Origin of the sequence: Mucilaginibacter gossypii (genome assembly GCF_017569325.2) — a bacterium.
GTDB lineage: Bacteria > Bacteroidota > Bacteroidia > Sphingobacteriales > Sphingobacteriaceae > Mucilaginibacter > Mucilaginibacter gossypii.
This window is the reverse complement of record NZ_CP071878.2, coordinates 5,771,084-5,795,496: the sequence shown is the minus strand read 5'-3', so window position 1 is coordinate 5,795,496 and position 24,413 is coordinate 5,771,084. Positions and strand designations below refer to the sequence as shown.

Here is a 24,413-nt window from a genome sequence, read left to right as displayed (position 1 = left end):
CTATCGACTATGGACTATCGACTTATTTATATCTTTGCCTAAAAAATAAAATAATGCTGCAAGTTAGTTATATCCGTGATAACCGGGAACAGGTTTTGGAACGTTTGGCTGTAAAAAATTTTAAACAGCCCCAACTGGTTGATGAAATAATTGAACTGGACGACAAACGCCGCTCCACTCAAACCAGTATGGATAATGTTTCGGCCGAGGCCAATGCAGCTGCAAAACAAATAGGCGAGCTGATGCGTGCCGGTAAAAAAGAAGAAGCGGAAGGCCTTAAGGGCAAAACCGGTGCCTGGAAAGAAGAGATCAAAAAGCTAGGCGACCTGCTTACCATTACCGAAGAGGAACTTTACCAGAAACTGGTATTGCTGCCCAACCTGCCACATAGTTCTGTACCCAAAGGCTTAACTCCTGAAGACAATGAGGTGGTATTGGAAAACGGTACCAAGCCCGAATTACCTGCCGATGCTTTACCACACTGGGAGCTCGCTGCAAAATACAACCTGATTGATTTTGAACTCGGCGTTAAAATAACCGGCGCTGGTTTCCCTGTATATAAAAACAAAGGCGCTAAACTGCAACGCGCATTGATCAATTACTTTATTGACGAGGCCGAAAAAGCAGGCTATAGTGAGGTAAGTGTACCACTGATGGTGAATGAAGCATCAGGCTTTGGCACATCACAATTGCCGGATAAAGAAGGACAGATGTACCATGTTGGTATCGATAACCTGTACCTGATCCCTACCGCCGAGGTGCCTATTACTAACCTGTACCGTGAAGTGATATTGAAAGAAGATCAGTTACCGGTGCGTAACTGCGGGCATACGCCATGTTTCCGTCGTGAGGCAGGTTCATATGGTGCGCACGTTCGCGGACTGAACCGCCTGCACCAGTTTGATAAAGTAGAGATTGTAACCATTGCTCACCCCGATAAATCATACGAAATATTAGAGCTGATGAGCAGCCATGTGCAGGGCTTGCTGCAAAAATTAGGTTTACCTTATCGCGTATTGCGCCTTTGCGGTGGTGATATGGGCTTTGGTTCTGCCTTAACTTATGATATGGAAACCTGGAGCGCGGCTCAACAACGCTGGCTGGAAGTTTCATCAGTATCAAACTTTGAAACTTTTCAAAGCAACAGGCTTAAACTTCGTTTCCGCAATGCCGATGGTAAAACACAATTAGCGCATACCTTAAACGGAAGCGCACTGGCCCTGCCGCGGATTGTTGCCACTTTGTTAGAGAACAACCAAACTGAGAAGGGGATTAAAGTGCCGGAAGTACTTGTGCCTTATACCAAGTTTGGGTGGATTGATTAGCCCCCTGCCCCCCTAAAGGGGGAGGTCAAAAATATAGCGCCCCGGTACATTTGTTGTGCCGGGGCTTTTTTTAAAATGGGTTTACAGCCAAACCACTTTTTGAAAGCTTTCGTGTTCGGCTCCGATGATATCCCTGTATAGTTCGGGCTTCCTGGCCTGGATGTAACGATAGCCACCCGCTTTTTCCAGTTTGTCGGCGGTTAGCTCAGCCAAAACAAGCTCATTGTCTAATGATCGGCATTCGGTAATAATATCACCGTAAGGATCGAGGATCATAGAACAGCCATTTTTCAATTGATCATCGTCCATACCTATCGGGTTGGCGAATACTGCATAAATAGCGTTGTCATAAGCACGGGCGGGCAGCCATTTCATTAGCCATTGCCTGCCTTTAAGGCCGTCAAACTCCTGGCGAAGTAATACTGCATTTGCTTCTTTGTCTTTCCATAATTCCAGGTCAACAAAACCGGCGCCCGGTCGGGTTGATGGTGTGCACATGGTAACGTGCGGCATAAAAATAACCTGTGCACCGAGGAGAGTAGTTGCACGTACATTTTCAATTATATTATTATCATAACAAATTAATATGCCGCATTTCCATCCATACAAATCAAATACGGTATACGCTGTGCCGGGTAAAAGATACGGATTGATAAAAGGATGCAGTTTGCGATGTTTGGCAATGAGTCCGGTTTTATCAACGCATACATAAGCTTTAAACAGGTTGTCCTCTTTGTCCTTTTCAAACAACCCGGCCATTATGGCAATGTCGTATCGCCGGGCGTACTCGGTTAATTTGGCGATGCTCGGTCCGCAGGGGATCTCTTCGGCAAGTTCAAGCATTTGTGCTTTATCAAGTTTCCGGGCAAACGTATAACCTGTTATGGAACATTCATGAAAAGCTATTGCTTGGGCACCTTGTGCCGCGGCATTCGCTGTCATTTTTTCAATAACTGATAAATTATAGGCTTTATCACCGCTTCTGTTTTCAAATTGAGCAGTGGCGATTGTTAAGTTTTCCATATGCTGATCATCTTTTTCAAAGCTATCAGTGCCATACCGAAAAGCATTGTAAAAAACCGACAAAAGCAATTTAAATAAGGGGCATAAAGTTTATCGCCAACAGATGATGATTGGCTTTGTATTGCAGGGGAGTAAGGCCTGTATGTTTCCGGAAAAAGTTATTAAGATGCGCCTGGTCATAATATCCGCAGGCATAACTCAATGAGCCTAGCTCTTTTGTTGAAGATAGTTTTTGAAGTTGTTTAAGATAGGTTTGAAACTTAACGGCGTCAATATACTTTTTAGGGGAAATACCTACTTCCTCATTGAATTTGCGCTCAAGTTGCCGTTCGGTTACGGGCATCATATCAAGTAAATTTTTAACGTTAATAATACCCTTGTTTGCATGAATGATGTTTATGGCCCGATCTGTAATGTCTGCATGTTTTCTTTTCGAAGCCATTTTGTTCAATAAAAATTGTTCGGCAATTGCAGCCGCAGCAGGGAGGTTAATGGTGTTTGCAATGCGGTCTTCCAAATCAAGGGCATCCTGCCCTAAGAGGTCTTTTAATTGCACGGTGTTATTATTTAGTTCATAGCCCGCCACACCAAGTAAGGAGAGCAAGGTATTAGGCTGCAAAACCACAATCAGCATGGCCAGCTCACCAACCGAAACAATATCGTTATAATGAGTTATTTGCCCGTATACAAAGCTGCCAGGTTGTTTGCTGGCAACGGTATGTTGTTGATTGTATTGGAGTAGCGGAGCTTTTAAATGAAACACCATTCCTGGATTACCGTCAGAAAACAGACGGTAATTCAGTGCAACACGCTGATCATGCGCTATAATTAAATAGTGCTTAACAATACCCGAAAGCAATGGATGCGGTGCTATTTGCATGGTAATGTTGAGCCAGACCCTAAAAATAAATAAAAATGTGGAACCGTAGGCGATAGCTTTCACCCATGATAGGTTAAAAAAGGTTCATAATAAAGCCCCGGTGCATTGCGCCGAGGCTTATGTTATTGTTTACTTAAGAAAAAGTAAAATTCCTGTTCCTTAAAATAGAAATGGCATCTTCTGCAAGATCCTCTGTTAGTCCTACCGATGGGCTGGTTAAAACAAGGTTATGCTTTATATATTCAGGCAGTCCATTTAACATTTTATCATCGTCGATAATCACAAATTCTTGACTCGGTTGATGTTTTTTCTTATACCATTCCAATATTTCTTCAGTACGTGTCTTCTTTAAACTATTTGTCGTCAATCGATGAACCTTTTTAGGGCTAATTCCCCTGGTCTTTAACAGATCTTTCCATTCGGCGACCTTATACTTCGATTTATGTGAGGTAGTTAATATTACAGAGGCATTAGTTTCCGCTATAATATGTTGAAGCGCCTTTACGGCCCTTGAATTAAATACGGGAAAGCCATCGGGCATAAACTCGGGTTTCTTCCACGAGTTTGCTGGGACTAATACTCCATCAATATCTAATAAAATCCACATAATACAAAATTACTACTTATTCGTCATTAGATGTTATTCGTCTTAAAAATTCCAATTCTAATTTATTGTATTCCGCATCTAATCTGTTTAGGTGTTCAATTCCAGCCGCGGAATCCCAATCATTTTCATCAAATTCAATTTGGCTCCATGGGGTTTCTTTGGTTGCAGATGTTAAGTTAGTTTCTACTTGTCCCAACTCGAAATTCATGATCAAAGAACTTAAATATCTGTGATGTCCATCTATAATCAAGTTACCGCATATTTTTATTTCGTCAAATTTTACGAGATGTTCCATCTTGCTGCACATTCTTGAAATTATGGGGATAGATAACCTGGGTTGCGTCGGAATAAAGGGAATATCATTAGCTGCAATAAATTCCAAAATAAATTGTTGTGTAATTTTCTTCATTTATGTGATATTAAATGTCGGCTTAGGCTATTCTTAATGTAATTCCCACTTCCTCAGGATCCGGAGATCTCAATATTTCCTGTAAACGTTATAAAGAATATTCAAATCTAGCTGGGTCATTACCGGTGTTTCATCCGTTTGTACAAAGTGACGCTTAAAGGCAACAATGGCTACCGGGAGATTGCTGATATCATAGCCAATCAGCTTAAGTGCTGTAGCATAATCAAAATTATCGGGCGGAAGTTCAAGCAGTTCTTCTCTCCAAAACCCAAAACCTTTTTGAGCTAATAGTTTCCATGGAAATAATGGCCCCGGATCGGGTTTGCGCAATGGCGCTATATCCTGGTGCCCTATAAAATTAGCCTGCGGAATGTTGTAGGCTTTTTTGAGCTGAGCCAATAAAGCAAGCAGGCTTTTTACCTGTACATCATTAAAAGGCTCGTGCCCATTATTGTCAATCTCAATGCCGATGGAACAGCTGTTCATATCGGTAATACTGCCCCATTTGCTGATGCCGGCATGCCAGGCCCGCAGGTAATCATTAAGCATGTGGTAAACCTTGCCGTCTTTACTTACTACATAGTGCGCGCTTACCTGTGGCTTTACCAGGGTAAAAGTATTGAGGGTTTGCTTAACCGAGTCCTGAGCTGTATAGTGAATGATAACATAGTTGGGCTTGCGCAGGTTGAAATTCACGGTGCCAACCCACTCCGAAGGGATGGCGCCTCCCGCGCTGTCAACCAGCATGGCAGGCTGCTCGCGGCTAATTACCTCTACTAATGAATCGGTTTGATTGTTGTATACTTTACTAGTGGCCGCGAACGGTTGTACTTTAGGCGAGCACGCGCTGATGGTGGCTACAACGGCCATAAATAAAAAAACGCATATATTTTTCAAACCTTGATTCTCCTGATTAAAGATTCCTCCCTAATGATTTAAACAAGTATACAAAAAACCTTGATCCATTTGATTTAAAGACTTTCTGATTTTATCAGGTAGTCCACAAATCAATTAAATCAAGGCTCAGATAGCTTACCTCGTTGGAGATAGCCTGTCAGTTTTATATTTTCAACAGCGTTATATAGCTGTCGACCGCCTGATTACACCTAACAAAATCGCGATAATAGCTATTACCAGCAAAATGTGGATAAGGCTGCCTACTGTTGTGAAAAATACGCCGATTGCCCATCCTATTATAAGGATGACTGCAATTATATACAGGAGTGAGTTCATAATAATTTGTTTTAATTAATGATTTTCATAGATATTAGTATAATAACTATGATGACTGAAAAGTTTTAAATTTTGTTTTTTTTAGGGGAGATACAGCTCATTTAACGTTGTGTTTTGTAAAGATTTATTCCCTGCGTACCTTTAGGCACCTTACCTATAAAAACGATGAAATATTTTCTGCTGCTTATCTGCCTGCTGCCCGCCGGGCTTGTGTTTGGTCAGTCGAAACTGCCGGTAATCAAAGCCACTTCTAAAAAAGTAGCCATCAATGACGGTGGATTTTTAGATAAAAATGCATGGTCGCTTTCGCCAAAAACACGACCGGACGTTTATACTGCCGATAGGACCCGGGCGACAAAGTGGGTAACTTTTTATACCGACATCGATTCGATAAGGGTAAAGGTTAAGCCCGGTACAAGGTATAACTTCGTTATCCTGCTTAACGGTAAGGATTCATGTTATACACAAATTGCAAGCGCTATACCGCCGGCGGATGAACAGGAAGCCCGAATCAGCAAAAACGATACTATTCCGTTTAAACTTACAGCTTACAACGCCATAGCGGTAAAGGCCGTGATGAATGATACCGACACGTTAAACCTGCATTTTGACCTGAGCTCATTTGACTTTCATTTAACAAGGGATGCCATATTAAATAAAACGAAACTGCTGCCTAACCAGGCTGATGTTTTGGCCGGTAAAGCAAAGCCAAATTTTAATGACATGAGCAAAGCTTTGAAGCTGCAAATCGGCACATCAGTTTGGCACAACCTGGAAATGTTGCCCACAAACATAACCTCGACTGGAATGGACGGCCGTTTTGGCTGGAACCTGTTTGAGGGTAAACAGGTAGAGGTTGATTATGATAACAACCGTATCATCATCCGCGATAAAATGCCTAAAAACTTGAAAGGTTATGAACGCTCGAAGATTGGGTTTATCCATTCGTTCCCATATGTTACCGGTACGTTTGAAATAGACGGCAAAAAATACACCGGCAATTTTTCTATGGATACCGGATCCGAACAGTCATTGATACTGGATAGTGAATGGGCTGTTAAAAATAATTTCCCCAGGGATCTTAAACTCATCAAGTCATCCACCATCAGCGATCCGCGCGGGGTAAAATACGAAATGAAGATTGTAGAAACACCATTGTTCAGACTCAATAGCTTTCCTGTTAGTAATGCACCGGCCATTATGCTGAACAATAAAAACCCGATGGGTTTTGAAGTTAATTATTTAGGTAACGGGTTGCTAAAGCGCTTCAACATGATCATCGATTTTAAGAATGATTACCTGTACCTGAAGCCAAATAAGCTATCAACCTGAAACCGATTAACTTCCCGCAGGCACAGCCCAGCTTTGTCCATCGAATGTTGGGTTTAGCTCTATATTATCATATTGAATGTTGAGCTTTAGCTTTTCAGCTGTTGTAGCCTCACGATACGGAACGGTAATACCCTGTACCGGCCGAAGATCTGATAGCATAGCGAACAGAGTTTTGTCGCCTACCTTATAGCCGTAAGCCATTAGTTGGTTTTGATTATTTATAGCAAACACGTATTCGTTGCCATTTAACCTGCATTGAACAGTATACATATCATTATCGGGGATTTTTTGAGTATTGATGACCTGCATTTGATCAAGCGATGACTTACGTAACCCAATAACCCCGGTGTATAAGGCGGTTTTTATCTCGGCAACGTTATTGGCCGGAAGATCGGATTTGTTGCCGCTGCTCCATTGCCATCCGTTACTGCCTTCGATTTGTTGCACCGAAACCGGTTTGCCGTTTTTCCATATTTCAACGCGCACCTTGTTATTGGGAATATCAATCAGCTCAACAACTTTTAACCCCGAAACGGAACCTGTTAACCGGGCGGTTTTCAGGGCATTCAGTTTATCGCCTCCGTGTGCGGCATTGGCTTTTAAAAGCAGGGTTTTTCCATTTGGCACGGCGGCATTGCTTGCATTTGTGGCGGAGTTTTCGGAAGTTTTTTTAGCCGCGGTTGATGATTTGGTATTGTTAGCGGTGGTATTATCATCATTGTCTACAAAAAATACGCGCCCATCAACTACAGCCATGCGGGTTTTACCGCCCATATCACAAAAAAAGCTGTGTAGCTCGGTATGGCCATCGGTATAGGTAAGTGTAAGCACCCCCTTGTTTATTTTATAGGTGCCACTACCGTCCCGGCTGCTTGAGCTGCCACCGCCAACATTTTCGCCGGCCACAACCGAGCCCGAATAGCGCGAATTGCTAAAATGCCCCTTGCCATCGAAATTTAATCCCTGTGTGCTTAAAGCGCCTACATAAGTTGTACCATAGGCCGCGCCGCCACCGCCCATAGCGCTGATGAACGAGTAATAGCCCGGAGGTATAATGTTTCCCTGAAGTTTAAACAGTTCATGTGCATAATTGGAAAGGCTTCCATATTTGGTTATGCCATAAACAGACGAGCTTTTAGTATATTTAAGTGTTACCTCTCCTTTGCTTATGGTGTAATGCCCGCTTACGTTGGTTTGCCAGTCGGCACTGTTAAGCGAAGAATTGAAAGTACCATCAGGTCTGAATAATATAGCTACGTCAGTTCTGTTCATGCCTCCGCCAAATATCGGACTTGGCGAAAACTCGCATCCGGCATAAACGCCATCTAATTTATCCTGGGCAAAAACATTATCGTAAAGGCAAAATAAAAAGGCGAATAGTACCAGGAGGAATTGTTTCATAGGGCGTCGGTTTTTTGTTGGTAAACCGTGTTTGCCGCTTATTGTTTGTGGAAATGCTTTAATTAATATGTAATTAATGTTGGTGTTGCTTAATATAAGGTGACATGTCATTTCGACGATGAACGAGGAAAAATCTTATGCGCTAAGTTCATCGATTAGCAACAACACGCTCAAATGAAAAACGGCCGCGAGGAATAATTCCCCCACGACCGCTCTTAAAAAACTAATAAACGTTAAGCTTTTTCGGCTTTTGATGCCTGGTTGATACCGGCTTCGGCAATTTGTGTGAGCAGGCTGTCGCAGGTTTTTTCTTCCTGCAGGGTTGAATCAAGCAGTTCGGCCGCATGGTCATAGCCCAGCACACCGGCCAGCGTGCGGAGGGTGCCGTATGACGCTATTTCGTAATGCTCAATTTTTTGAGCTGCAGAAATAATACCGGCATCGCGGGTAATACTGCCTTTTTCAGTTTCAGCAATAATTTCTTCACCTTCTTTGATGAGGCCAGCCATCGCCTCACATTTTACAGCCACGGCTTTTTGGCCAATGGAAGCAAATGCATCTTCCAAACGAATCACCTGCCGCTCGGTTTCGGCCAGGTGGCTTTCGATAGCCGAGCGTAATTCATCGGATGTTGCCGCTTTAGCCATTTTAGGCAGTGCTTTTGTAAGATGTTTTTCGGCCCAGTAAATGTCTTTTAATTCATCAATAAATAATTCATTCAGTGCCGATTCCTGCACATCATTAGTTTGTTCGGGTGTTTTTACTTTAGTAGTTGCCATGATAGATGTTTTAATGTTTTTGTGAAATAAACACTACAAACACAAAGCCAAATTTTATTCTTTTAAAAATAAAATTAATTATTAGGATAATTTATTCGTAATATCTGAAGGATTTTATCTTCTTAAAAAAATAGCTTTCCAAGCATTTCCAACCATGAGTTCTGAAAACAACACATGTTGACTCTTTTTGAGGAATATTTCAATTACAGACTTAAAACTTTCAACTCCGTACTTCCGGCTTCATTAAGCCCCTTTCTTGCTTTTTAAACTGGCCATCAGCTGGTCGTACAAATCGTCACTACCTGTTTTACGGGGTTTAAGCTTTTTAACTTTGGCGCGTTTACCTTTTGATTTGGCCTCGATGATCCTGAGCAGCTCATCATTATACTCGTCTTTAAATTTAGACACATCAAAATCTTCGGCGTATTGATTTATGAGGGTGAGGCCCATATCCAGTTCCTTTTTACTTACCTCAATCTTATCGGGCAGGTTAAGATCATCGGTATCACGAATCTCCTGCCCAAAGCGGATGCGGGTTACTACCAGCACATTTTTAAGCGGGTGAACGATACAAAGGCTTTCGGTGCTGCGCAGTACAAAACGGGCCAGCCCTGCTTTTTTTGATTGCGTAAGTGCCTGGATAAGCAGGGCATAGGCTTTGTTGTTTTTGGTGTCGGGCTCGGTATAGTATGATGTTTCGTAAAACATAGGGTTTACATCGGCAATGTCTACAAAGCTTTCAATTTCAATTACCTTGCTTTTTTCGGGCGCTGCATCCTCAAAGTCCTGTTCGTCCATGATCACGTAATCTTCATCAAGCTTATAGCCTTTTACAATTTTATCGTAGGGGACTTCCTTGTGGGTATTTTCGTTTACCCGCTGAAAACGGATGCGTGCATGATCACGGCTATCCAGCATATCAAAATCAAGCGAACTGGTTTGTACTGCCGAATATAATTTAACGGGGATGCTCACCAATCCAAAACCTATCGAACCTTTCCATATCGATCTCATAGCTAAACGTTATTAAATGTGCTGTAATATAACCATTAAGGATGGAAAGGGTTTGGAAAAGGGAAGTAAGTTGTTGTGTGCTAAAAGGTAAAAGTATGGCATCGTGAGAACTCCCTCTTGAGAGTAATAACCCATTAAAAGACATAAGTAAGGAATTAAACACCCTATCGACTCACCCCGACATCGCTACGCTTGTCACCCCTCTCTACGCAAGCGTAAAGAGGGGACTTTTCTTTGCCCTCTTTACGCCAAAGGCGAAGAGAGGGTGGTCCAGCGTAGCGCAGACCGGGTGAGTCAACTATGCGTCAGGCCGCCGGTTTATTTACAAGCATACCAGTGGCTTAGCAAATAATTGTAGCCTTACTGTTACACATTAAACTAAATACACGTTACCTTAGTCATAACATCAAATAATATACACATGAAAAAGCTATTTATCCTTGCCGCACTATTAGCAACTACCATTGGCGCATTTGCCCAAAACGTTGACCTTAGGCGTAAAATTGAAGTTACCGGCATTGCCGAGCAGGAGGTTACTCCTGATATTATAAACGTGACCATATCATTACAGGAATACATGGACGGCAAAAAGCACATTGCCATTAACGACCTGGAAGATCAACTGGAAAAAGCCGTTAAAGACGCCGGCATTCCATCGTCAGATTTTACGGTGAACAATGTATCAGCCTGGAACAATACCTATCAAAAGAAAAAAGCACCCGACTTTTTGGCCAGCAAACAATACGGCCTGCGTGTGCGCGACCTGAACAAGTTTAACCAGATCATGTCGAAAATTGATCCTAAGGGTATCCAATCAACCAATATTGAAAGCTACGACTATTCAAAAATGGCCGATTTAAAGCGCGACCTTAAAATCAAAGCCCTGTTGGCTGCACGCGATAAAGCAACTTACCTGTTGGCTGCCCTTGGCGAAAAGCTGGGTGGTGCTATCAATATTACCGAAAGCGATAACAGCAGCTTTCCGCAACCAAGGATGTATGCTGCCAATGTGATGACATTCAAAGCTTCGGCAGATAGCAACGTTGGCGATTCGGATATCAGTTTCAAAAACATCAAACTAAGTTTCCAGATCCAGGCCGTATTTGAGATTGTGAAATAATCGGCTCGTAACCCCAAAGGGGGGTGAAAAAATCTGAAGCCTCCGTTCAAACAAACGGAGGCTTTTTTTTATTATCATGTATAAAAAACTCCCCCTTTAGGGGGTTGGGGGGCAACATATGCAATGGTTTGGCAGACGCGAAAGCGATAACGTAGATGATGAACGCGGCGGTGGCGGCGGCAGGTTAGCCATTGGCGGTGGCGTACTTGGTATTATAGCGGCCGCTATTTATTTTTTTACAGGGGTCGATCCTTCGGCGCTGTTTAACCAGGTAGCAACCAACCAGCCGGCCCGGCAGGAGCAAACCGTTAATAACGGCCCCGAAGATGAAGGCAAGAAATTTGTGCGCGTGGTTTTGGCCGATACCGAAGATATCTGGACAAAACTGTTTAACGACATGGGCCGTACTTATGAAAAGCCGCGTTTAACCCTATTTAGCAATTATGTACAGTCGGCTTGCGGTAATGCCAGCTCGGCAAGCGGCCCGTTTTATTGCCCCGGCGATTCGCGGGTATATATCGATCTTTCTTTTTACGATGAGTTGAAGAACCGTTTCGCCGCCGCCGGCGATTTTGCGCAGGCCTATGTGATAGCGCATGAGGTTGGTCATCATGTACAAAACCTGTTGGGGATCTCACAAAAAATGGACGCGGCCCGCTCACGTTTGAGCGAACGCGCATATAACAAGCTTTCGGTAAAGCTGGAGCTGCAGGCCGACTTTTATGCTGGCGTTTGGGCGCATTACGAAAAAACCATGAAAAACGTGCTTGATAAAGGTGACATTGAAGAAGCCCTGAACGCGGCCAACGCCATAGGTGACGACCGATTACAAAAACAAGCACAGGGCCATGTAGAGCCCGATAGTTTTACCCATGGCACCAGCGCCCAGCGCATGTACTGGTTTAAAAAAGGTTTCGACACCGGTGATATTAACCAGGGAGATACTTTTGGAAATGGGGACCTGGATTGATTGCTTCAATAGTTCATTGGTGGGATGTGCATTGGGGCAGGGACGAGCTTTGTGGTTTTATAGCTTACATCGTCCGCTCTTGGCCGCGGAGGCCAGTTACTTTACCTTAGATGCAAAGTAACCAAACATCAAGACAAAAAAATGCTTCTCCCCGCAGGCCATACTCCCAGGCCCGCTTTTTTGTCGGGCCGACGCACTTTTATTTTGGGGTTAATAAAATCATGTCATTGCGAGGAGCAGCAATGGAATAGTGTGTTGGCGCGACGCGGCAATCGCATGCTATACAGGGCGGCCATGCTTCCATGCGATTGCCACGCTATCGCTCGCAATGACATGATGTTGTGCATGATGGCGTCCCTAATTTCTTGTCTCTTGATTCTAACCGTCTTGCTTCTTTTCCCCCTCCCGTCGGCAGGTAAGCTTCGGGCGAAAGCGGGCAGAACAATGGTGGCCTTGTGCGGCTGCAGGGGCATAGCAAGTTTTTGCAGAAGCCAGGGAACGAGCGGGCGAAGCGGGGCAAAATAATTGCAGCCCGTGGTTCTGCCCGGTTTGCAGGGTAAAGGCAGGGAAAGCCAAGCGGGCGAAGGCTGTGCGGCAAAGAAGCCTTCCTGCCGACTTGACTTTTTGGTTACTTTTGTGTCAAGACAAAAGTAACAGCCAACCCGCGGCGATTGAGCGGGCCGATGTTAGTTAAATACAACTACGGTTTTTTAAAAGAGCAATAGCGGACTTGACGCCCGGCTCTGTACAGCAAGCGGTTGCCACGCTATCGCCCGCAAGACATATTTTTATTTAAAACACCAGCACCACCTTACCAACTGTCCTCCCGCTTTCTAACTGCAAATGCGCATCGGCCATTTGCTCAAACGGAAACACTTTGGATATGTACGATTTAATGATCCCTTTTTGCAGCAAACCGGCAATGGTGGCCATATTTTCAGCATTGGGTTTTACCCTGGTGTTGTGGCCATTAATGCCCAGCGCGTTGGCTTTGGGGGTAACGGTTTCGTTCATGCCGGAAACGATGCTTATAATGGTGCCGGCTTTTTTCATCACCTGCAGCGAGCGGTCAATGTATTCGCCGCCAATGGTGTCAAGCACAAAATCGATATTGCCGGTAGCGGTTTCAAAGGGCTGCGCTTTATAGTCGATATGTTCATCGGCACCCAGGCCCAACACAAAATCACGGTTGGCAGCCGAGGAAGTAGCAATAACATAGGCATTTAAATGTTTGGCTATCTGCACAGCATAATGACCAACCCCGCCGGATGCGGCGTGGATCAGTACCCGGTCGCCGGGTTTAACAGGTGCGTTGCTGTGGAAAGCCTGCCAGGCAGTAAGCGCGGCAAGTGTAGCTGCCGCAGCTTCCTCATGACTGACGCCGGCAGGTTTCAGTGCAAGTTCATCGGCTTTAGCCTTAACATATTCGGCATAGGCTTTACCGGTTTTGGGGAAATTTATCATGGCAAAAACCTCGTCGCCGGGTTTAAAGCCGGTAACATCCGCGCCCACTTCGGTGATCTCGCCCGAAATGTCCCAGCCCAAAATAATCGGCGATTCGTTCTTAATAAGCGCGGAAACACCTTTTCCTGAGCGGGTTTTAACATCCACAGGGTTTATGCTGATGGCTTTCAGTTTTACCAGCACTTCATCGGCAGCTATGGTTGGTACAGGTATTTCGGCAGGCACCAGGTTTTCAACCCCGCCAAAGTCTTTTAAAATTATTGCTTTCATATTTCGATGTATTCATTTGATATACCAAAGTTATACCATGGTAAATAAAATACATGGTATAAACGGGGAATATAATTTAGTGTTTTGGGGCATACACCCTAAGCTCTGGTTTTGTGGGGTGGAAAAGGACGTGGTAAATTGGTATACATCATTATGTTTAAACCTTGTTGTAACTAACAAACATCGTCGCCCTCTTGGCCGGGCGGGGGCCAGTTACTTTACCTTAGATGCAAAGTAACCAAACATCAAGACAAAAAAATGCTTCCACCCACAAGGCTATACTCCCAGGCCCGCTTTTTTGTCGGCCCAACGCGCTTTTGTTTTGGGCTTGATAACAATATGTCATGGTTCTTATCTTACTTCTTGACTCTTACCGTCTTGCTTCTTTCCTTCTACTGTCTTGCTTCTTCACATTGTCGTCTTGTTTCTTTCCCCAAACTCTTATCTTAGAAACGTGATCAAAGTAACATGCGCTATTATTGTTAATGCCGACGGACTTGTATTTGCCGCTCAGCGAAGCGCCACCATGAGCCTGCCTTTAAAATGGGAGTTCCCCGGCGGTAAAATTGAACCCGGCGAAACCGCTGAAGCCTGCCTTATCCGCGAGATTAAGGAAGAGCTTCATGTGGATGTGGAAATTGTTTCTTCTTTGCCGGCCAATACGCACCAATATCCTAACGTTACCATACAGTTGATTCCTTTTGTTTGTAGGATTACTTTTGGTGAGATTATTCTTAAAGAACACCGGGATTTTAAGTGGCTGCCTAAAGATGAATTATTAGCTTTGGATTGGGCGGAGGCGGATGTGGCGGTGGTTAGGTGGTATGTGAAGAGTTAGCAATGAAACTTTGCCAGGTTAGGATTGTAGTTTAGATAATATGGCAGACGTTCATTCAAAGGAGACACGGAGTTACAACATGTCGCGGATTAAGAGTAAGGATACCAAGCCAGAACTTTTGGTGCGTAAATTTCTGCATAAAAATGGCTTCCGCTACCGGCTTCATGTAAAAGATATGCCGGGTAAGCCTGATATAGTTTTACCAAAGTATAAAACAGTGATTTTTATTCATGGATGCTTTTGGCATGGGCATGAAGGATGCCGGTATTTTGTTGTGCCGAAAACAAGAACTGAATGGTGGTTAAATAAGATTAAGGGTAATACATCAAATGATATTAAAGCCGAAACAGCGTTAATTGCTAATGGCTGGAAGATTATTAAAATATGGGAATGTGAATTAAAAAAAGCATCTCTGGATAATTCACTGAACGCGTTAACTGTAATTCTCAACACTCAATAATTCTCTAAAGTTCACTTATATCCGATTGACTTATAGTCGAATAGACAATAGCTTGCAGCTATGGATATTCGGAAGAAAATCGGTTTGCGCATAAAGGAATACCGAACAAATTTAAAGCTCACCCAGGAAGCCTTAGCCTTTAAGGCTGAAATAGATAAGACCTATGTTAACGAAGTCGAAAATGGAAAACGCAATGTTTCTGTAATCAACCTTGAAAAAATAATTTGTGCACTTGATGTAACTATTAGAGATTTCTTTAACAGTGAATCTTTCAATGGAGGAACCAATTAATGGCGGTTAAATCCATGAAAGCTACGTCGACAATATTGCCAGACCAACTCGACTCCGCAGTTTTAACACACTATGTAGTTACACAAAACCCAATATATAAGGAAAAAGCGTACGAGATAGTTGAGAACGCACCGAACGAATTTAAAGAACCTGAAGCTTTATATTCAGCAGTACAACAGAATCTTTTTGATGCTACTGATATCCCGTTTCCTGGACCAAAAGAAGGAACAGAAAAGTTTACATTCATTGATTTGTTTGCAGGTATAGGAGGTTTTAGATTGGCTTTGCAAAACTTGGGCGGCCTATGTGTTTACAGTTCGGAATATGACAAGTATGCTCAAAAAACATATTTTGCAAACTTTGGTGAAACACCTTTTGGTGATATAACAAAAGAAGAAACTAAATCATTTATACCTCAGAATTTTGACGTTTTATGCGGAGGGTTTCCGTGCCAACCATTTTCGATAGCGGGAGTATCAAAGAAAAATAGCTTGGGTAGAAAGCATGGTTTTGAGGATGAAAAGCAAGGCAATTTATTTTTTCACGTAGCGGAAATCATTGAAAAACATCGCCCAAAAGCATATTTCCTGGAAAATGTTAAGAATCTTGTATCTCATGATAAGGGTAATACTTTTAAAGTAATTAAACAAACGCTTTTAGACTTAGGTTATTCATTTGATCATAGAGTGCTTAACGGTAAACACTTTGTACCACAACATCGGGATAGAACTTTGATGGTTGGTTTTGACAAGAATGTTTTTGGTGATGATATAAGCTTTGATTTTGATCTGGTTAAATTACCAGAAGCCGATAAGCAAATCCGAACAATTCTCCAGGATAATGTCGATCCAAAGTATACCTTATCCGATAAACTGTGGAATTTTCTTCAAGAGTACTCTAAAAAACACAAACTGAAGGGAAACGGCTTTGGTTTCGGACTTGTTAATTTAGACGGAATTAGCAGAACAATGAGTGCGCGATATTATAAAGATGGATCTGAAATTTTGATACCTCAGACAACAGGTAACCCGAGAAGACTAACACCAATGGAAAGTGCCGCTTTACAGGGATATCCGGTAAACAAAGGCAATAAAAGCTTTAGGATACCGGTTTCAGATAATCAGGCTTATAAGCAGTTTGGAAATTCAGTTGTGACCCCTCTTATACAGGCGGTAGGAAAAGAAATCATAACATTACTTCAGCATGAATGAAATTGTAGTTAGCGCTATTGAATCTGTTCAAAGATCTGAAACAGCGTTTTGTAAATTTATTTCAGCCAATGATGCAGGAACTACAGGAGCCCATCAAAGCGGCTTTTATATATCGAAAAACGTTATTTCTATTTTCTTTTCTGAACCAGGAGTTAAGGGCACCAACAAGGATGACTATGTTACAATTAATTGGTACAACTACCAAGTAACAGCAAGTCGGATCATTTACTATGGAGTAGGGTCAAGAAATGAGTACAGGCTAACAAGATTCGGCAAAGGTTTCCCTTTCCTAAGTGAGGACAACGTAGGGGATTTGTTAATAATTGCAAAACGAGAAGCTAAATATTATGAAGCATTTGTCTTAAACACCGATGAAGACATCGAGTCCTTTTTTGCCGAATTTAACCTTACAGCAAATGAGACGAATAAGCTTATAGAAAAAAAAATAACCATAGATGCAAAAGATACTTTGCTTAAATGCTTTTTGGCATTTAATAAATTTTTAAATAAAGGTTTTCCCAATACTGTCACCCTTTCGGGAACAGCAAGAAGCTGCTATAACAATTCCTTTAATATAACAGATAATTTTATTAGGGCACACCCAGATAAAATCATACTTGAATGGTTGGATGCAGAATATCAGCTATTTAAGCTAATTGAACTCGAGGTGTATTCTGAAACCATAAAGGAACCCTTTAAAAGTGTCGAAGCATTAATAGAGATCGCTAACACAATTCTTAATAGACGAAAAAGCAGAGCCGGAAAGTCTTTGGAGTATCATTTAGGAGAGGTGTTCGAAAAATCAAATTTGATTTTTGCACCACAAGCAATCACCGAGGATAATAAAAAACCCGACTTTATTTTTCCATCAGCTAAAGACTATCATAATAATGATTTTGATGCAAATAGACTGGTTTTCCTCGCAGCTAAAACTACTTGTAAAGATAGATGGCGGCAAGTTATTAATGAGGCAAACCGAATAGAAGTTAAGCACTTGTTTACCTTACAACAAGGAATATCGAAAAACCAGTTAAATGAAATGTACAAGGAAGGTGTGAGATTGGTTGTGCCAAAAACATACATACCAACATTTCCTACTGAATATCGTCAGAGAATTTTAAGCTTGGAGAACTTTATCACTTTTACAAAACAAAAACAAACAGTTTGATAGTTTAAAAATAACTAATATCTATGCGCGCATAGATAAGTCCGTCTATATAAAAAAATAGCTCTTAAACCTCGCTCAAATGGTGGCGCTTTATTGTCAGCATCCCAACCAACCCACATCGCCTAAAGCCATTTTCGTTAAAAAACATTAAAAAAACACCAAAAAAATCCCTCTGCCGACGCTGCCTCATTTAAGGCTATATTTTACTCTTAAAAGGTTTAGTAATTGATTGTCAATGTTTTATCGGCGTTTCGGCCGAAATATTAATTATTTGATTATCAGTGTGTTTCATAAAAAAGATGTTCCGCGTTTTCACACTCAAAAAATGGAACATGCTTATTTTCGAAAAAACGGGCGGTGTGCTATTTTCAATTTTTCGTGGGGAATCAAAAAATTGGGACACCCGTTTTTTTACTTATATTTGAAATTATATAATGCATATAGGCATAGTAGTAATTTAATTAATCGAACAAAATAATGCAAAGGCATAGGGGTAAAAGTTTAGAGTGTTGTAATAAAGTAAACGCGTTAAAAGCTTTATTCAATCACTTTAATATGACAACCCATGATACCCGCTTTAATAATTTGGTTATTTAAAAAATATATCCGGCCTGCCCTTCAAAATAAAACTTTCCCAACGTTCAATATCTTCGGTCCGCTAAAATGGGCGGCTATGGTGGTAGCCTTGCTGTGCCTTGCTGTTGGTGCCCTGGCGCAGGAGCAAACGGTTAAATACAATGTGCTGCACAGCGGCAAGGTGGTTGGCCACATGAACCTGTATCAAAAACGCCAGGGCGATGAGCTGTACCTCAAAATGATCTCCGAGGTAAAAATGCGCTTCATTTTCAGTGTTAAGGTGGAGATTCAGGAGGAGAGCACTTTTAACAATGGCAAGCTCATCAGTTCGCAGGTATGCAGAAATGTCAATGGTTCAGAAAAATGCAACCGCCAAACCAAAGCCGTGGCCTCGGGCTACCAAACCATCGCCGAAGGCAAATGCGGAAAAACGGTTGATCAAAAGCAAATAGCCGCCAACCTCATGCTGCTATACTGCCACGAGCCTGCAGACCAGGCGCAGGTGTACTCGGATAACTTTCAGCAGTTTCTGCAGGTTAAGCAGGTGAGCCCTCATGTGTACCGCATTGATTTGCCCGATGGCAATTACAATTTTTACAGCTATACCAATGGTGTGTGCAGCAAGGTTGATATCCATCATTCGTTATATACTATCCAAATTCAACTGGCCTGATTTGATTTTTAACATTTGGGAGCTATGAATTTAACGGCCAAACAAGCTATCTTTAGCGCTAACATCTACACCTTAAAAGTGGAATACAGCGATAGCACGGCCATTGGTTTAATTAAACAGGGAAGCCAGAAAGCTTTTGAGCGGCTTTTTAAAGATCACTTTAAAAGTTTGCACGTCTATGCCTACACTTTTTTAAAGGATGATGAAATGGCCGAAGAGGTAGTACAAAACGTATTTTGCCGCATTTGGGAAAAACGCGATCAGCTTAAAACCGACGGCAGTATCAAGGCCTACCTGTACCGCTCCGTACATAACGAAAGCCTGAACTACCTAAAACACCAGAAGGTGCGTGCCAGCTTTGGCGTTTATTATGCCGATGAAATGGAACAGGTTGGTAGCGACGAACTGGCCTCAAAAAAACTGCTTACGGCCGAACTGCAAAAGCATATTGAAAAAGCCCTGAGCGAACTGCCTGAACAGTGCCGCATCATTTTTCAGCTCAGCAGGTTTGAGCAGCTCAAATACCAGCAAATTGCCGATCAGATGGGCCTCTCGATCAAAACCATCGAAAACCAGATGGGCAAAGCGCTGAGGGTAATGCGCCAGAAACTGGCCGAGTTTTTACCCATTATTTTATTGTTATTTATTAATTGGTTTGTATGAGCTATACCGGTATGCCTATAGATGATGATTTGCTGGTGAAATACCTGGTTGGCGAAGCCACGCCCGCCGAGGTGGAGGCTATACAGAACTGGATTGCCGCTTCGCCTGCTAACAGGCAGGAGTATGATAATTTTAAACTGATCTGGGATGAGAGCCGGCAAATTGCTTCTACCAAAACTTTGGATGAAGATGCCGCCTATCTACGGCTGCAGAAAAGGCTGAATAATACTGTTCCGGCCGTAGCTCCATCAGCGCGGGTCCGCAAAATGAAAACCAGTTGGTGGATAGGTATCGCGGCATCGCTATTGCTGATTTGCACGGTGGCCTGGCTAACGGTTAGCCATTATTACGATAACAAGGCTATCGCTTTTGTTAAGGTAGATAGCGAAGGGAAAACCCGTTCGCAAACCCTGCCCGATGGTTCGGTGATTACATTGAACAGTCACAGTACCCTTATTTACCCCGAAAAGTTTACCGGCAAAATCCGCCCGGTGACTATGCTGGGCGAAGCGTTTTTTAAAGTTACGCCCGATAAAACAAAACCTTTTATAATTAGGGTGAACGGTGTAACGGTTAGGGTGGTTGGCACGTCATTCAATATAAAGAGCCGCAATGGCAAAACACAGGTTATTGTTGAAACGGGCATAGTTAACGTAAGCGAAAAGAAAAAAAGCGTAAACCTCAATCCCGGCGAAAAGGTATTGGTTACCGGTAAGGATGGCCTGCAGGCTAAGGAAAGCATCAAAGGGCGTTTATATAACTATTATGCAACCCATGAACTGGTTTGCGATGAAACCCCGCTAAATGAGCTGGTGGGTTCATTAAACGAAGTGTACGGGGCGCACATTGTTATCGGCAATAAAGCCATTGCCAACCTGCCTATCACCACGGTGTTTAAGGATCAGTCGTTAGATCAGGTGCTGCTGGTGATCTCCGAAACGTTCAAGATCAAAGTGGAGCGCGGGAAAAAGGGGATTGTGTTGAGGTAAGGCTGCACGATAGCCAGAAACGGGCATTACTATAAAACCATGTCATTGCGAGCGACAGCGTGGCAACCGCACGGAAGCATAGCCGTCGTGTATAGCATGCGATTGCTTCGTCGTTCCTCCTCGCAATGACATAATTTGGATATTTATGTTGTATAAACTACATCGTTACCTAAACTACACCATTTCCCTGCTGCTTCTTACGGCTTTAACCGCTCGTGCCGATTCCATCCTCTCCAAAAACATATCCGTCCATGTAACCGAAATGCGACTGGGCACGGTGCTTAAAACCATCGAACAAAAAGGCAACTTCTACTTTTCGTACAACAGCAACATTGTAAAAACCGACAGCCTGGTTACCATCAATGCGGATAACTGGACGATTAAAGAAGTGCTTGACCACATGCTCCGCTATCGCTTTGAGTACCGCGAATCGAAGAATTTTATTATTCTGAGATATGCGCCCTTACAACTCACCATAGTAACCGACAAAGCCGCTACCGATGGCGACAATTACAACATCAGCGGTACCGTAACCGACGAGCAAACCGGTCATAACCTGCCCAATGCCAGTGTATACTCGCACGAACAATTGCAATCGGTATTGACCGACAAGGAAGGTCATTTTGATATGATCGTCCGCAACGAAGGCCAGCCGATTACCATAACAATAAGCAAGGAGTTTTATAAGGATACTACGGTTACTTTTTTAGCGGATGTTAATGTAAGGAGTACCGACACAACCCTGAAAAAAAAACGCAGCCTGCTGGGTTATATCCTTAGTGACGATTATTCGGGTGTCGAAAATACTTCGCTGGGCAGATTGTTTCTTTCCACTAAACAACAGATCCAGGCGGCCAATCTCGGCGGGCTGATTGCACAGGCCCCCTTCCAGGCTTCGGCCATACCGGGCGTAAGCACCCACGGCAACTTCAGTGGACAGGTAGTAAATGTGGTTTCCCTCAATGCTGTAGGAGGCTATAATGCCGGGGTTGATGGCTTTGAAATGGGCATTATTTTCAATTTGGATAAAGGTGACGTTGGCGCGGTACAAATAGCCGGGATCTTTAATGTGGTGGGCGGCTCAGTAAATGGCATCCAGCTTGGCGGCTTGTACAATAACGTGCTGGGTAATGTGCGGGGCATTCAGCTGGCCCTGCTCCATAACAGCGTAAAACAAAACATGAATGGTTTGCAGTTGTCAGCCCTTTACAATCATACCCGCGGATCAGTCAGGGGCATTCAGTTAGGTGCGATAGGCAATATTGCCGGTAAAAACTCAGACGCATTGCAACTGGGTGGGATTGGTAATATAGCACAGCAAAAGTTTGGCGGCTTGCAGGTGGCAGGCTTGTTTAATTATGCCAAACACCTTACCGGGGTGCAATTGGCGTTGGTAAATATTGCCGATACCTCATCAGGATTTAGCATTGGGTTACTCAATATTATCAATAGCGGTTACCATAAGCTAACTATCTCTACCAATGAAACTCAAAATATCAACCTCGCCTTCAAAAACGGCAACAGCAAGCTGTACACCATTTGGCAGGGCGGGATGCGGGTGGATGACAACAGTAAATTATATTCATTTGGTTTGGGTTTCGGGCGGGAGTTTGGATTGGGGCAGCACCTGGCTATCAACACTGAAATTGGTTCAAGTTACCTGTACCAGGGCACATGGTCAAAAACCAATCAGCTTAATAAGTTTAACCTTGATTTTACTTATAAGGTAAGCCGGAAGTTTTCCGTTTTCGCAGGGCCTTCGTTAAATTTCCTTTATTCAGATCAGCGTACGCCTGTTGATGGTTATGCTTATGTGCGGGACCTGCATCATTCTTTTATCCGTGATAACAGGAACTGGAGCGGGTGGGTTGGATGGAGTTTTGGGGTTAATTTGTTTTAAGATGTGTTGGCTGATAACAGGCCTTAGTTGTATTTGACCAAATATAAAAAGAACCCCCTAATCTAAAAAGACCAAGGGGTTCACATGCAAAATCACTTAAAAAAGCTTATTGAGCCGGGAACGCGCTGCTGAAGTGCGAACCGTCAGGGTAGATTCCGGCAATGATGATATTGCCCTGGATAGGTTTTACAATTGCCTTGTCAATATCTTCGATACTGCTGATCGGCAGTTTGTTAATACTGGTGATTACAACGCCTTCAGGTATTTCGGCAGCGTCAAATAAGCCACCTTCACGCACCTGGGTAACCAGTACACCGGCGTTAACATGCAGCCTGTTCTTTTCGGCTGGAGTTAAAGCGTGGAAGCTTGCACCCAGTTTGTTAAACAGCTCCTCGGCCGATTTAGATGCCGCTATACGGTTTGATGGTGCTACGGCATCGCCTTTAAGCGTTACCGCGAAATCTTTGTTCTTACCATCGCGCAGTACAGTAACATTGATCTTATCGCCGGGTTGTAAACGGCCTACACGTTCCTGCAGATCAGATGATTCATATACCGGCTGACCCTCAACCTTAACAATGATATCGCCTTTGCGTAAGCCTGCCTGTTCGGCACCGCCGCCCGGTACAAGGTCGTTCACGTATAAACCGTTGGTGGTTGTTACGTCGAGCTTTTGGGCTACGTCCGGGTTAAGTTCGGTGAAAGTTACACCCACAAAACCGCGTTTTACTGTACCGAATTTCTTGATATCGTTCAGTACTTTTTTAGCCAGGTTAACCGGGATGGCAAAGCCATAGCCTTCGTATGAACCGGTGTGCGAAGCGATAGCGGCGTTAATACCGATCAGTTCGCCACGGGTGTTTACCAAGGCCCCGCCGCTGTTGCCAGGGTTAATGGCCGCATCAGTTTGAATGAACGACTCGATAGCTTTGTTCAGCTTAGGAGTCGACTGGTTGCGGGTACGGCCGAACGGGTTGTCGTCATCACTGTTTTCGCTGCCGATGATACCAATATTACGGCCTTTGGCGCTGATGATACCGGCTGTAACGGTTGATGTTAAGTTAAAAGGGTTACCTACGGCTAAAACCCATTCGCCAACTTTAGCGTCATCGCTGTTGCCTAATTTTACAATTGGCAGGTTGTTAGCGCTAACTTTAATGAGGGCAAGATCTGTACTTGGGTCGGTGCCGATAACTTTGGCGCTGAAAGTACGGTGATCATTAGTAGCAACGGTAATTTTATCGGCCTTTTCAACCACGTGGTTGTTGGTTACAATGTAGCCATCGGGCGAAATGATAACACCAGAGCCTGATGCCATCTGTGGGCCTTGCGGACGCACCCGCTGACCAAACATATCGCCAAACATCTGCTCCAGTTGATCCTGTCCGCCGCTGCCTTTGTTAGTATAGGTTGTGCGGATGTAAACCACCGCCGGGGTTGCTGCAGCCGCTGCCTGGGTAAAATCAAGGTCGCCGGTTGATGAAACCGGAGCTGAGGGGTTGCTTGTAAAATATACCTTTTGCTTGTCTTCGAAGCTCAGGTTGTCAGAGTACTTGTTTTCGATAACCTTGTATACTCCTAAGGCCATCGCACCTCCAACAAAAGCGGTTAATAGTGTTAAACCAATCTTTTTCATTTATTATTTGCCTTTCTTATTATTAAGTTTACTTATTTTACAGATCAAATTTAATACCATATAGACGAGATAATCAATGATTAGTTATCCCGTTTTTTGTTAAAATTTGTTAAATAGATAAACATCGGCTATTTTAATTGTTAGCACGGGTTTTGTTGAAGACCAAAGAGGCTGATATTAA

24 protein-coding genes are annotated in these 24,413 nt (G+C 43.2%); 13 read left to right on the top strand and 11 right to left on the bottom strand.

The genetic code is table 11. The features are described 5' to 3' along the window. Nucleotides 1-53: 53 nt before the first annotated feature. Entirely contained in the window at nucleotides 54-1,325 is a 1,272-nt protein-coding gene (gene serS / locus J3L18_RS24585; RefSeq protein ID WP_129569502.1) for a serine--tRNA ligase, read from the top strand. 81 nt (nucleotides 1,326-1,406) lie between these two features. Here the strand turns inward: serS and J3L18_RS24580 are convergent, their stop codons facing one another. The 6 genes from J3L18_RS24580 to J3L18_RS24555 form a co-directional block, all read right to left on the bottom strand. After that, on the bottom strand, nucleotides 1,407-2,348 hold the full coding sequence (locus J3L18_RS24580; protein ID WP_129569501.1) for a nitrilase family protein: 942 nt from the start codon (nucleotides 2,346-2,348) through the stop codon (nucleotides 1,407-1,409). A gap of 70 nt (nucleotides 2,349-2,418) precedes the next feature. Then, entirely contained in the window at nucleotides 2,419-3,228 is an 810-nt protein-coding gene (locus J3L18_RS24575) for a helix-turn-helix domain-containing protein (protein WP_129569500.1), read from the bottom strand. A 133-nt stretch (nucleotides 3,229-3,361) separates the two neighbouring features. Further along, a complete protein-coding gene (locus tag J3L18_RS24570) occupies nucleotides 3,362-3,835 on the bottom strand; it encodes an HAD domain-containing protein (protein ID WP_091173164.1) in 474 nt (157 codons plus the stop codon). A 16-nt stretch (nucleotides 3,836-3,851) separates the two neighbouring features. Further along, nucleotides 3,852-4,244, bottom strand: a complete 393-nt coding sequence (locus J3L18_RS24565) for a hypothetical protein (RefSeq protein WP_091173167.1) — start codon at nucleotides 4,242-4,244, stop codon at nucleotides 3,852-3,854. A gap of 69 nt (nucleotides 4,245-4,313) precedes the next feature. After that, a complete protein-coding gene (locus J3L18_RS24560) occupies nucleotides 4,314-5,114 on the bottom strand; it encodes an N-acetylmuramoyl-L-alanine amidase (RefSeq protein WP_091173169.1) in 801 nt (266 codons plus the stop codon). 207 nt (nucleotides 5,115-5,321) lie between these two features. Next, complete coding sequence (locus J3L18_RS24555) at nucleotides 5,322-5,477, bottom strand: lmo0937 family membrane protein (RefSeq protein ID WP_112656449.1); 156 nt, start codon at nucleotides 5,475-5,477, stop codon at nucleotides 5,322-5,324. A gap of 165 nt (nucleotides 5,478-5,642) precedes the next feature. Here J3L18_RS24555 and J3L18_RS24550 point away from each other — a divergent pair, with 165 nt between their 5' ends. Next, a complete protein-coding gene (locus tag J3L18_RS24550) occupies nucleotides 5,643-6,809 on the top strand; it encodes a hypothetical protein (protein ID WP_129569499.1) in 1,167 nt (388 codons plus the stop codon). A gap of 6 nt (nucleotides 6,810-6,815) precedes the next feature. On the opposite strand, the gene J3L18_RS24545 is transcribed toward J3L18_RS24550, so the two are convergent. From J3L18_RS24545 to ku, 3 genes are all read right to left on the bottom strand, one after another. Beyond that, on the bottom strand, nucleotides 6,816-8,210 hold the full coding sequence (locus J3L18_RS24545) for a hypothetical protein (protein WP_129569498.1): 1,395 nt from the start codon (nucleotides 8,208-8,210) through the stop codon (nucleotides 6,816-6,818). A gap of 233 nt (nucleotides 8,211-8,443) precedes the next feature. After that, nucleotides 8,444-8,989, bottom strand: coding sequence for a YciE/YciF ferroxidase family protein (locus J3L18_RS24540; RefSeq protein ID WP_129569497.1), 546 nt, complete (start codon nucleotides 8,987-8,989; stop codon nucleotides 8,444-8,446). 243 nt (nucleotides 8,990-9,232) lie between these two features. Further along, complete coding sequence (gene ku / locus J3L18_RS24535; RefSeq protein WP_091173182.1) at nucleotides 9,233-10,003, bottom strand: non-homologous end joining protein Ku; 771 nt, start codon at nucleotides 10,001-10,003, stop codon at nucleotides 9,233-9,235. A gap of 421 nt (nucleotides 10,004-10,424) precedes the next feature. Here ku and J3L18_RS24530 point away from each other — a divergent pair, with 421 nt between their 5' ends. Continuing rightward, nucleotides 10,425-11,123 (top strand): SIMPL domain-containing protein, encoded by a 699-nt coding sequence (locus J3L18_RS24530; RefSeq protein WP_129569496.1) that lies wholly within the window; start codon nucleotides 10,425-10,427, stop codon nucleotides 11,121-11,123. A 118-nt stretch (nucleotides 11,124-11,241) separates the two neighbouring features. Beyond that, nucleotides 11,242-12,093, top strand: coding sequence for a KPN_02809 family neutral zinc metallopeptidase (gene ypfJ, locus J3L18_RS24525; RefSeq protein WP_129569495.1), 852 nt, complete (start codon nucleotides 11,242-11,244; stop codon nucleotides 12,091-12,093). A gap of 792 nt (nucleotides 12,094-12,885) precedes the next feature. Here ypfJ and J3L18_RS24520 read toward each other — a convergent pair. Next, nucleotides 12,886-13,827 (bottom strand): NADP-dependent oxidoreductase, encoded by a 942-nt coding sequence (locus J3L18_RS24520; RefSeq protein ID WP_129569494.1) that lies wholly within the window; start codon nucleotides 13,825-13,827, stop codon nucleotides 12,886-12,888. Nucleotides 13,828-14,281: 454 nt separating this feature from the next. Here J3L18_RS24520 and J3L18_RS24515 point away from each other — a divergent pair, with 454 nt between their 5' ends. From J3L18_RS24515 to J3L18_RS24475, 9 genes are all read left to right on the top strand, one after another. Beyond that, on the top strand, nucleotides 14,282-14,665 hold the full coding sequence (locus J3L18_RS24515; RefSeq protein ID WP_208102388.1) for a (deoxy)nucleoside triphosphate pyrophosphohydrolase: 384 nt from the start codon (nucleotides 14,282-14,284) through the stop codon (nucleotides 14,663-14,665). Nucleotides 14,666-14,705: 40 nt separating this feature from the next. Then, complete coding sequence (locus J3L18_RS24510) at nucleotides 14,706-15,125, top strand: very short patch repair endonuclease (RefSeq protein ID WP_129569493.1); 420 nt, start codon at nucleotides 14,706-14,708, stop codon at nucleotides 15,123-15,125. A gap of 60 nt (nucleotides 15,126-15,185) precedes the next feature. Further along, entirely contained in the window at nucleotides 15,186-15,416 is a 231-nt protein-coding gene (locus J3L18_RS24505; RefSeq protein ID WP_129569492.1) for a helix-turn-helix domain-containing protein, read from the top strand. 14 nt (nucleotides 15,417-15,430) lie between these two features. Further along, entirely contained in the window at nucleotides 15,431-16,627 is a 1,197-nt protein-coding gene (dcm, locus tag J3L18_RS24500) for a DNA (cytosine-5-)-methyltransferase (protein ID WP_223266169.1), read from the top strand. Beyond that, on the top strand, nucleotides 16,620-17,795 hold the full coding sequence (locus J3L18_RS24495) for a type II restriction endonuclease (RefSeq protein WP_129569490.1): 1,176 nt from the start codon (nucleotides 16,620-16,622) through the stop codon (nucleotides 17,793-17,795). Before dcm ends, J3L18_RS24495 begins: the two co-directional genes overlap by 8 nt. 565 nt (nucleotides 17,796-18,360) lie before the next feature. Continuing rightward, nucleotides 18,361-19,044, top strand: coding sequence for a DUF6134 family protein (locus J3L18_RS24490; RefSeq protein WP_129569489.1), 684 nt, complete (start codon nucleotides 18,361-18,363; stop codon nucleotides 19,042-19,044). Between the two features lie 24 nt (nucleotides 19,045-19,068). Further along, nucleotides 19,069-19,707: an RNA polymerase sigma-70 factor gene (locus J3L18_RS24485; RefSeq protein WP_129569488.1), complete on the top strand. Its 639-nt coding sequence runs from the start codon at nucleotides 19,069-19,071 to the stop codon at nucleotides 19,705-19,707. Continuing rightward, nucleotides 19,704-20,696, top strand: coding sequence for a FecR domain-containing protein (locus J3L18_RS24480; RefSeq protein ID WP_129569487.1), 993 nt, complete (start codon nucleotides 19,704-19,706; stop codon nucleotides 20,694-20,696). Before J3L18_RS24485 ends, J3L18_RS24480 begins: the two co-directional genes overlap by 4 nt. Before the next feature lie 145 nt (nucleotides 20,697-20,841). After that, nucleotides 20,842-22,596 carry a carboxypeptidase-like regulatory domain-containing protein gene (locus J3L18_RS24475; RefSeq protein ID WP_129569486.1) on the top strand — a complete coding sequence of 585 codons (1,755 nt, stop codon included), beginning with the start codon at nucleotides 20,842-20,844 and terminating at the stop codon, nucleotides 22,594-22,596. A gap of 106 nt (nucleotides 22,597-22,702) precedes the next feature. Here J3L18_RS24475 and J3L18_RS24470 read toward each other — a convergent pair whose 3' ends face one another. Next, nucleotides 22,703-24,232 carry a Do family serine endopeptidase gene (locus J3L18_RS24470; RefSeq protein ID WP_091173229.1) on the bottom strand — a complete coding sequence of 510 codons (1,530 nt, stop codon included), beginning with the start codon at nucleotides 24,230-24,232 and terminating at the stop codon, nucleotides 22,703-22,705. Nucleotides 24,233-24,413 lie beyond the last annotated feature (181 nt).

Bases quoted from the DNA above. Each gene is read 5' to 3' on its own strand.
- J3L18_RS24520 (WP_129569494.1), bottom strand. From the start codon at position 13,827: ATGAAAGCAATAATTTTAAAAGACTTTGGCGGGGTTGAAAACCTGGTG.
- J3L18_RS24470 (WP_091173229.1), bottom strand. From the start codon at position 24,232: ATGAAAAAGATTGGTTTAACACTATTAACCGCTTTTGTTGGAGGTGCG.
- J3L18_RS24575 (WP_129569500.1), bottom strand. From the start codon at position 3,228: ATGCAAATAGCACCGCATCCATTGCTTTCGGGTATTGTTAAGCACTAT.
- J3L18_RS24510 (WP_129569493.1), top strand. From the start codon at position 14,706: ATGGCAGACGTTCATTCAAAGGAGACACGGAGTTACAACATGTCGCGG.
- J3L18_RS24550 (WP_129569499.1), top strand. From the start codon at position 5,643: ATGAAATATTTTCTGCTGCTTATCTGCCTGCTGCCCGCCGGGCTTGTG.
- J3L18_RS24495 (WP_129569490.1), top strand. From the start codon at position 16,620: ATGAATGAAATTGTAGTTAGCGCTATTGAATCTGTTCAAAGATCTGAA.
- dcm (WP_223266169.1), top strand. From the start codon at position 15,431: ATGAAAGCTACGTCGACAATATTGCCAGACCAACTCGACTCCGCAGTT.
- ku (WP_091173182.1), bottom strand. From the start codon at position 10,003: ATGAGATCGATATGGAAAGGTTCGATAGGTTTTGGATTGGTGAGCATC.
- J3L18_RS24580 (WP_129569501.1), bottom strand. From the start codon at position 2,348: ATGGAAAACTTAACAATCGCCACTGCTCAATTTGAAAACAGAAGCGGT.
- J3L18_RS24560 (WP_091173169.1), bottom strand. From the start codon at position 5,114: ATGGCCGTTGTAGCCACCATCAGCGCGTGCTCGCCTAAAGTACAACCG.
- J3L18_RS24570 (WP_091173164.1), bottom strand. From the start codon at position 3,835: ATGTGGATTTTATTAGATATTGATGGAGTATTAGTCCCAGCAAACTCG.
- J3L18_RS24475 (WP_129569486.1), top strand. From the start codon at position 20,842: ATGTTGTATAAACTACATCGTTACCTAAACTACACCATTTCCCTGCTG.
- serS (WP_129569502.1), top strand. From the start codon at position 54: ATGCTGCAAGTTAGTTATATCCGTGATAACCGGGAACAGGTTTTGGAA.
- J3L18_RS24485 (WP_129569488.1), top strand. From the start codon at position 19,069: ATGAATTTAACGGCCAAACAAGCTATCTTTAGCGCTAACATCTACACC.
- ypfJ (WP_129569495.1), top strand. From the start codon at position 11,242: ATGCAATGGTTTGGCAGACGCGAAAGCGATAACGTAGATGATGAACGC.
- J3L18_RS24490 (WP_129569489.1), top strand. From the start codon at position 18,361: ATGATACCCGCTTTAATAATTTGGTTATTTAAAAAATATATCCGGCCT.
- J3L18_RS24545 (WP_129569498.1), bottom strand. From the start codon at position 8,210: ATGAAACAATTCCTCCTGGTACTATTCGCCTTTTTATTTTGCCTTTAC.
- J3L18_RS24480 (WP_129569487.1), top strand. From the start codon at position 19,704: ATGAGCTATACCGGTATGCCTATAGATGATGATTTGCTGGTGAAATAC.
- J3L18_RS24540 (WP_129569497.1), bottom strand. From the start codon at position 8,989: ATGGCAACTACTAAAGTAAAAACACCCGAACAAACTAATGATGTGCAG.
- J3L18_RS24565 (WP_091173167.1), bottom strand. From the start codon at position 4,244: ATGAAGAAAATTACACAACAATTTATTTTGGAATTTATTGCAGCTAAT.
- J3L18_RS24555 (WP_112656449.1), bottom strand. From the start codon at position 5,477: ATGAACTCACTCCTGTATATAATTGCAGTCATCCTTATAATAGGATGG.
- J3L18_RS24505 (WP_129569492.1), top strand. From the start codon at position 15,186: ATGGATATTCGGAAGAAAATCGGTTTGCGCATAAAGGAATACCGAACA.
- J3L18_RS24530 (WP_129569496.1), top strand. From the start codon at position 10,425: ATGAAAAAGCTATTTATCCTTGCCGCACTATTAGCAACTACCATTGGC.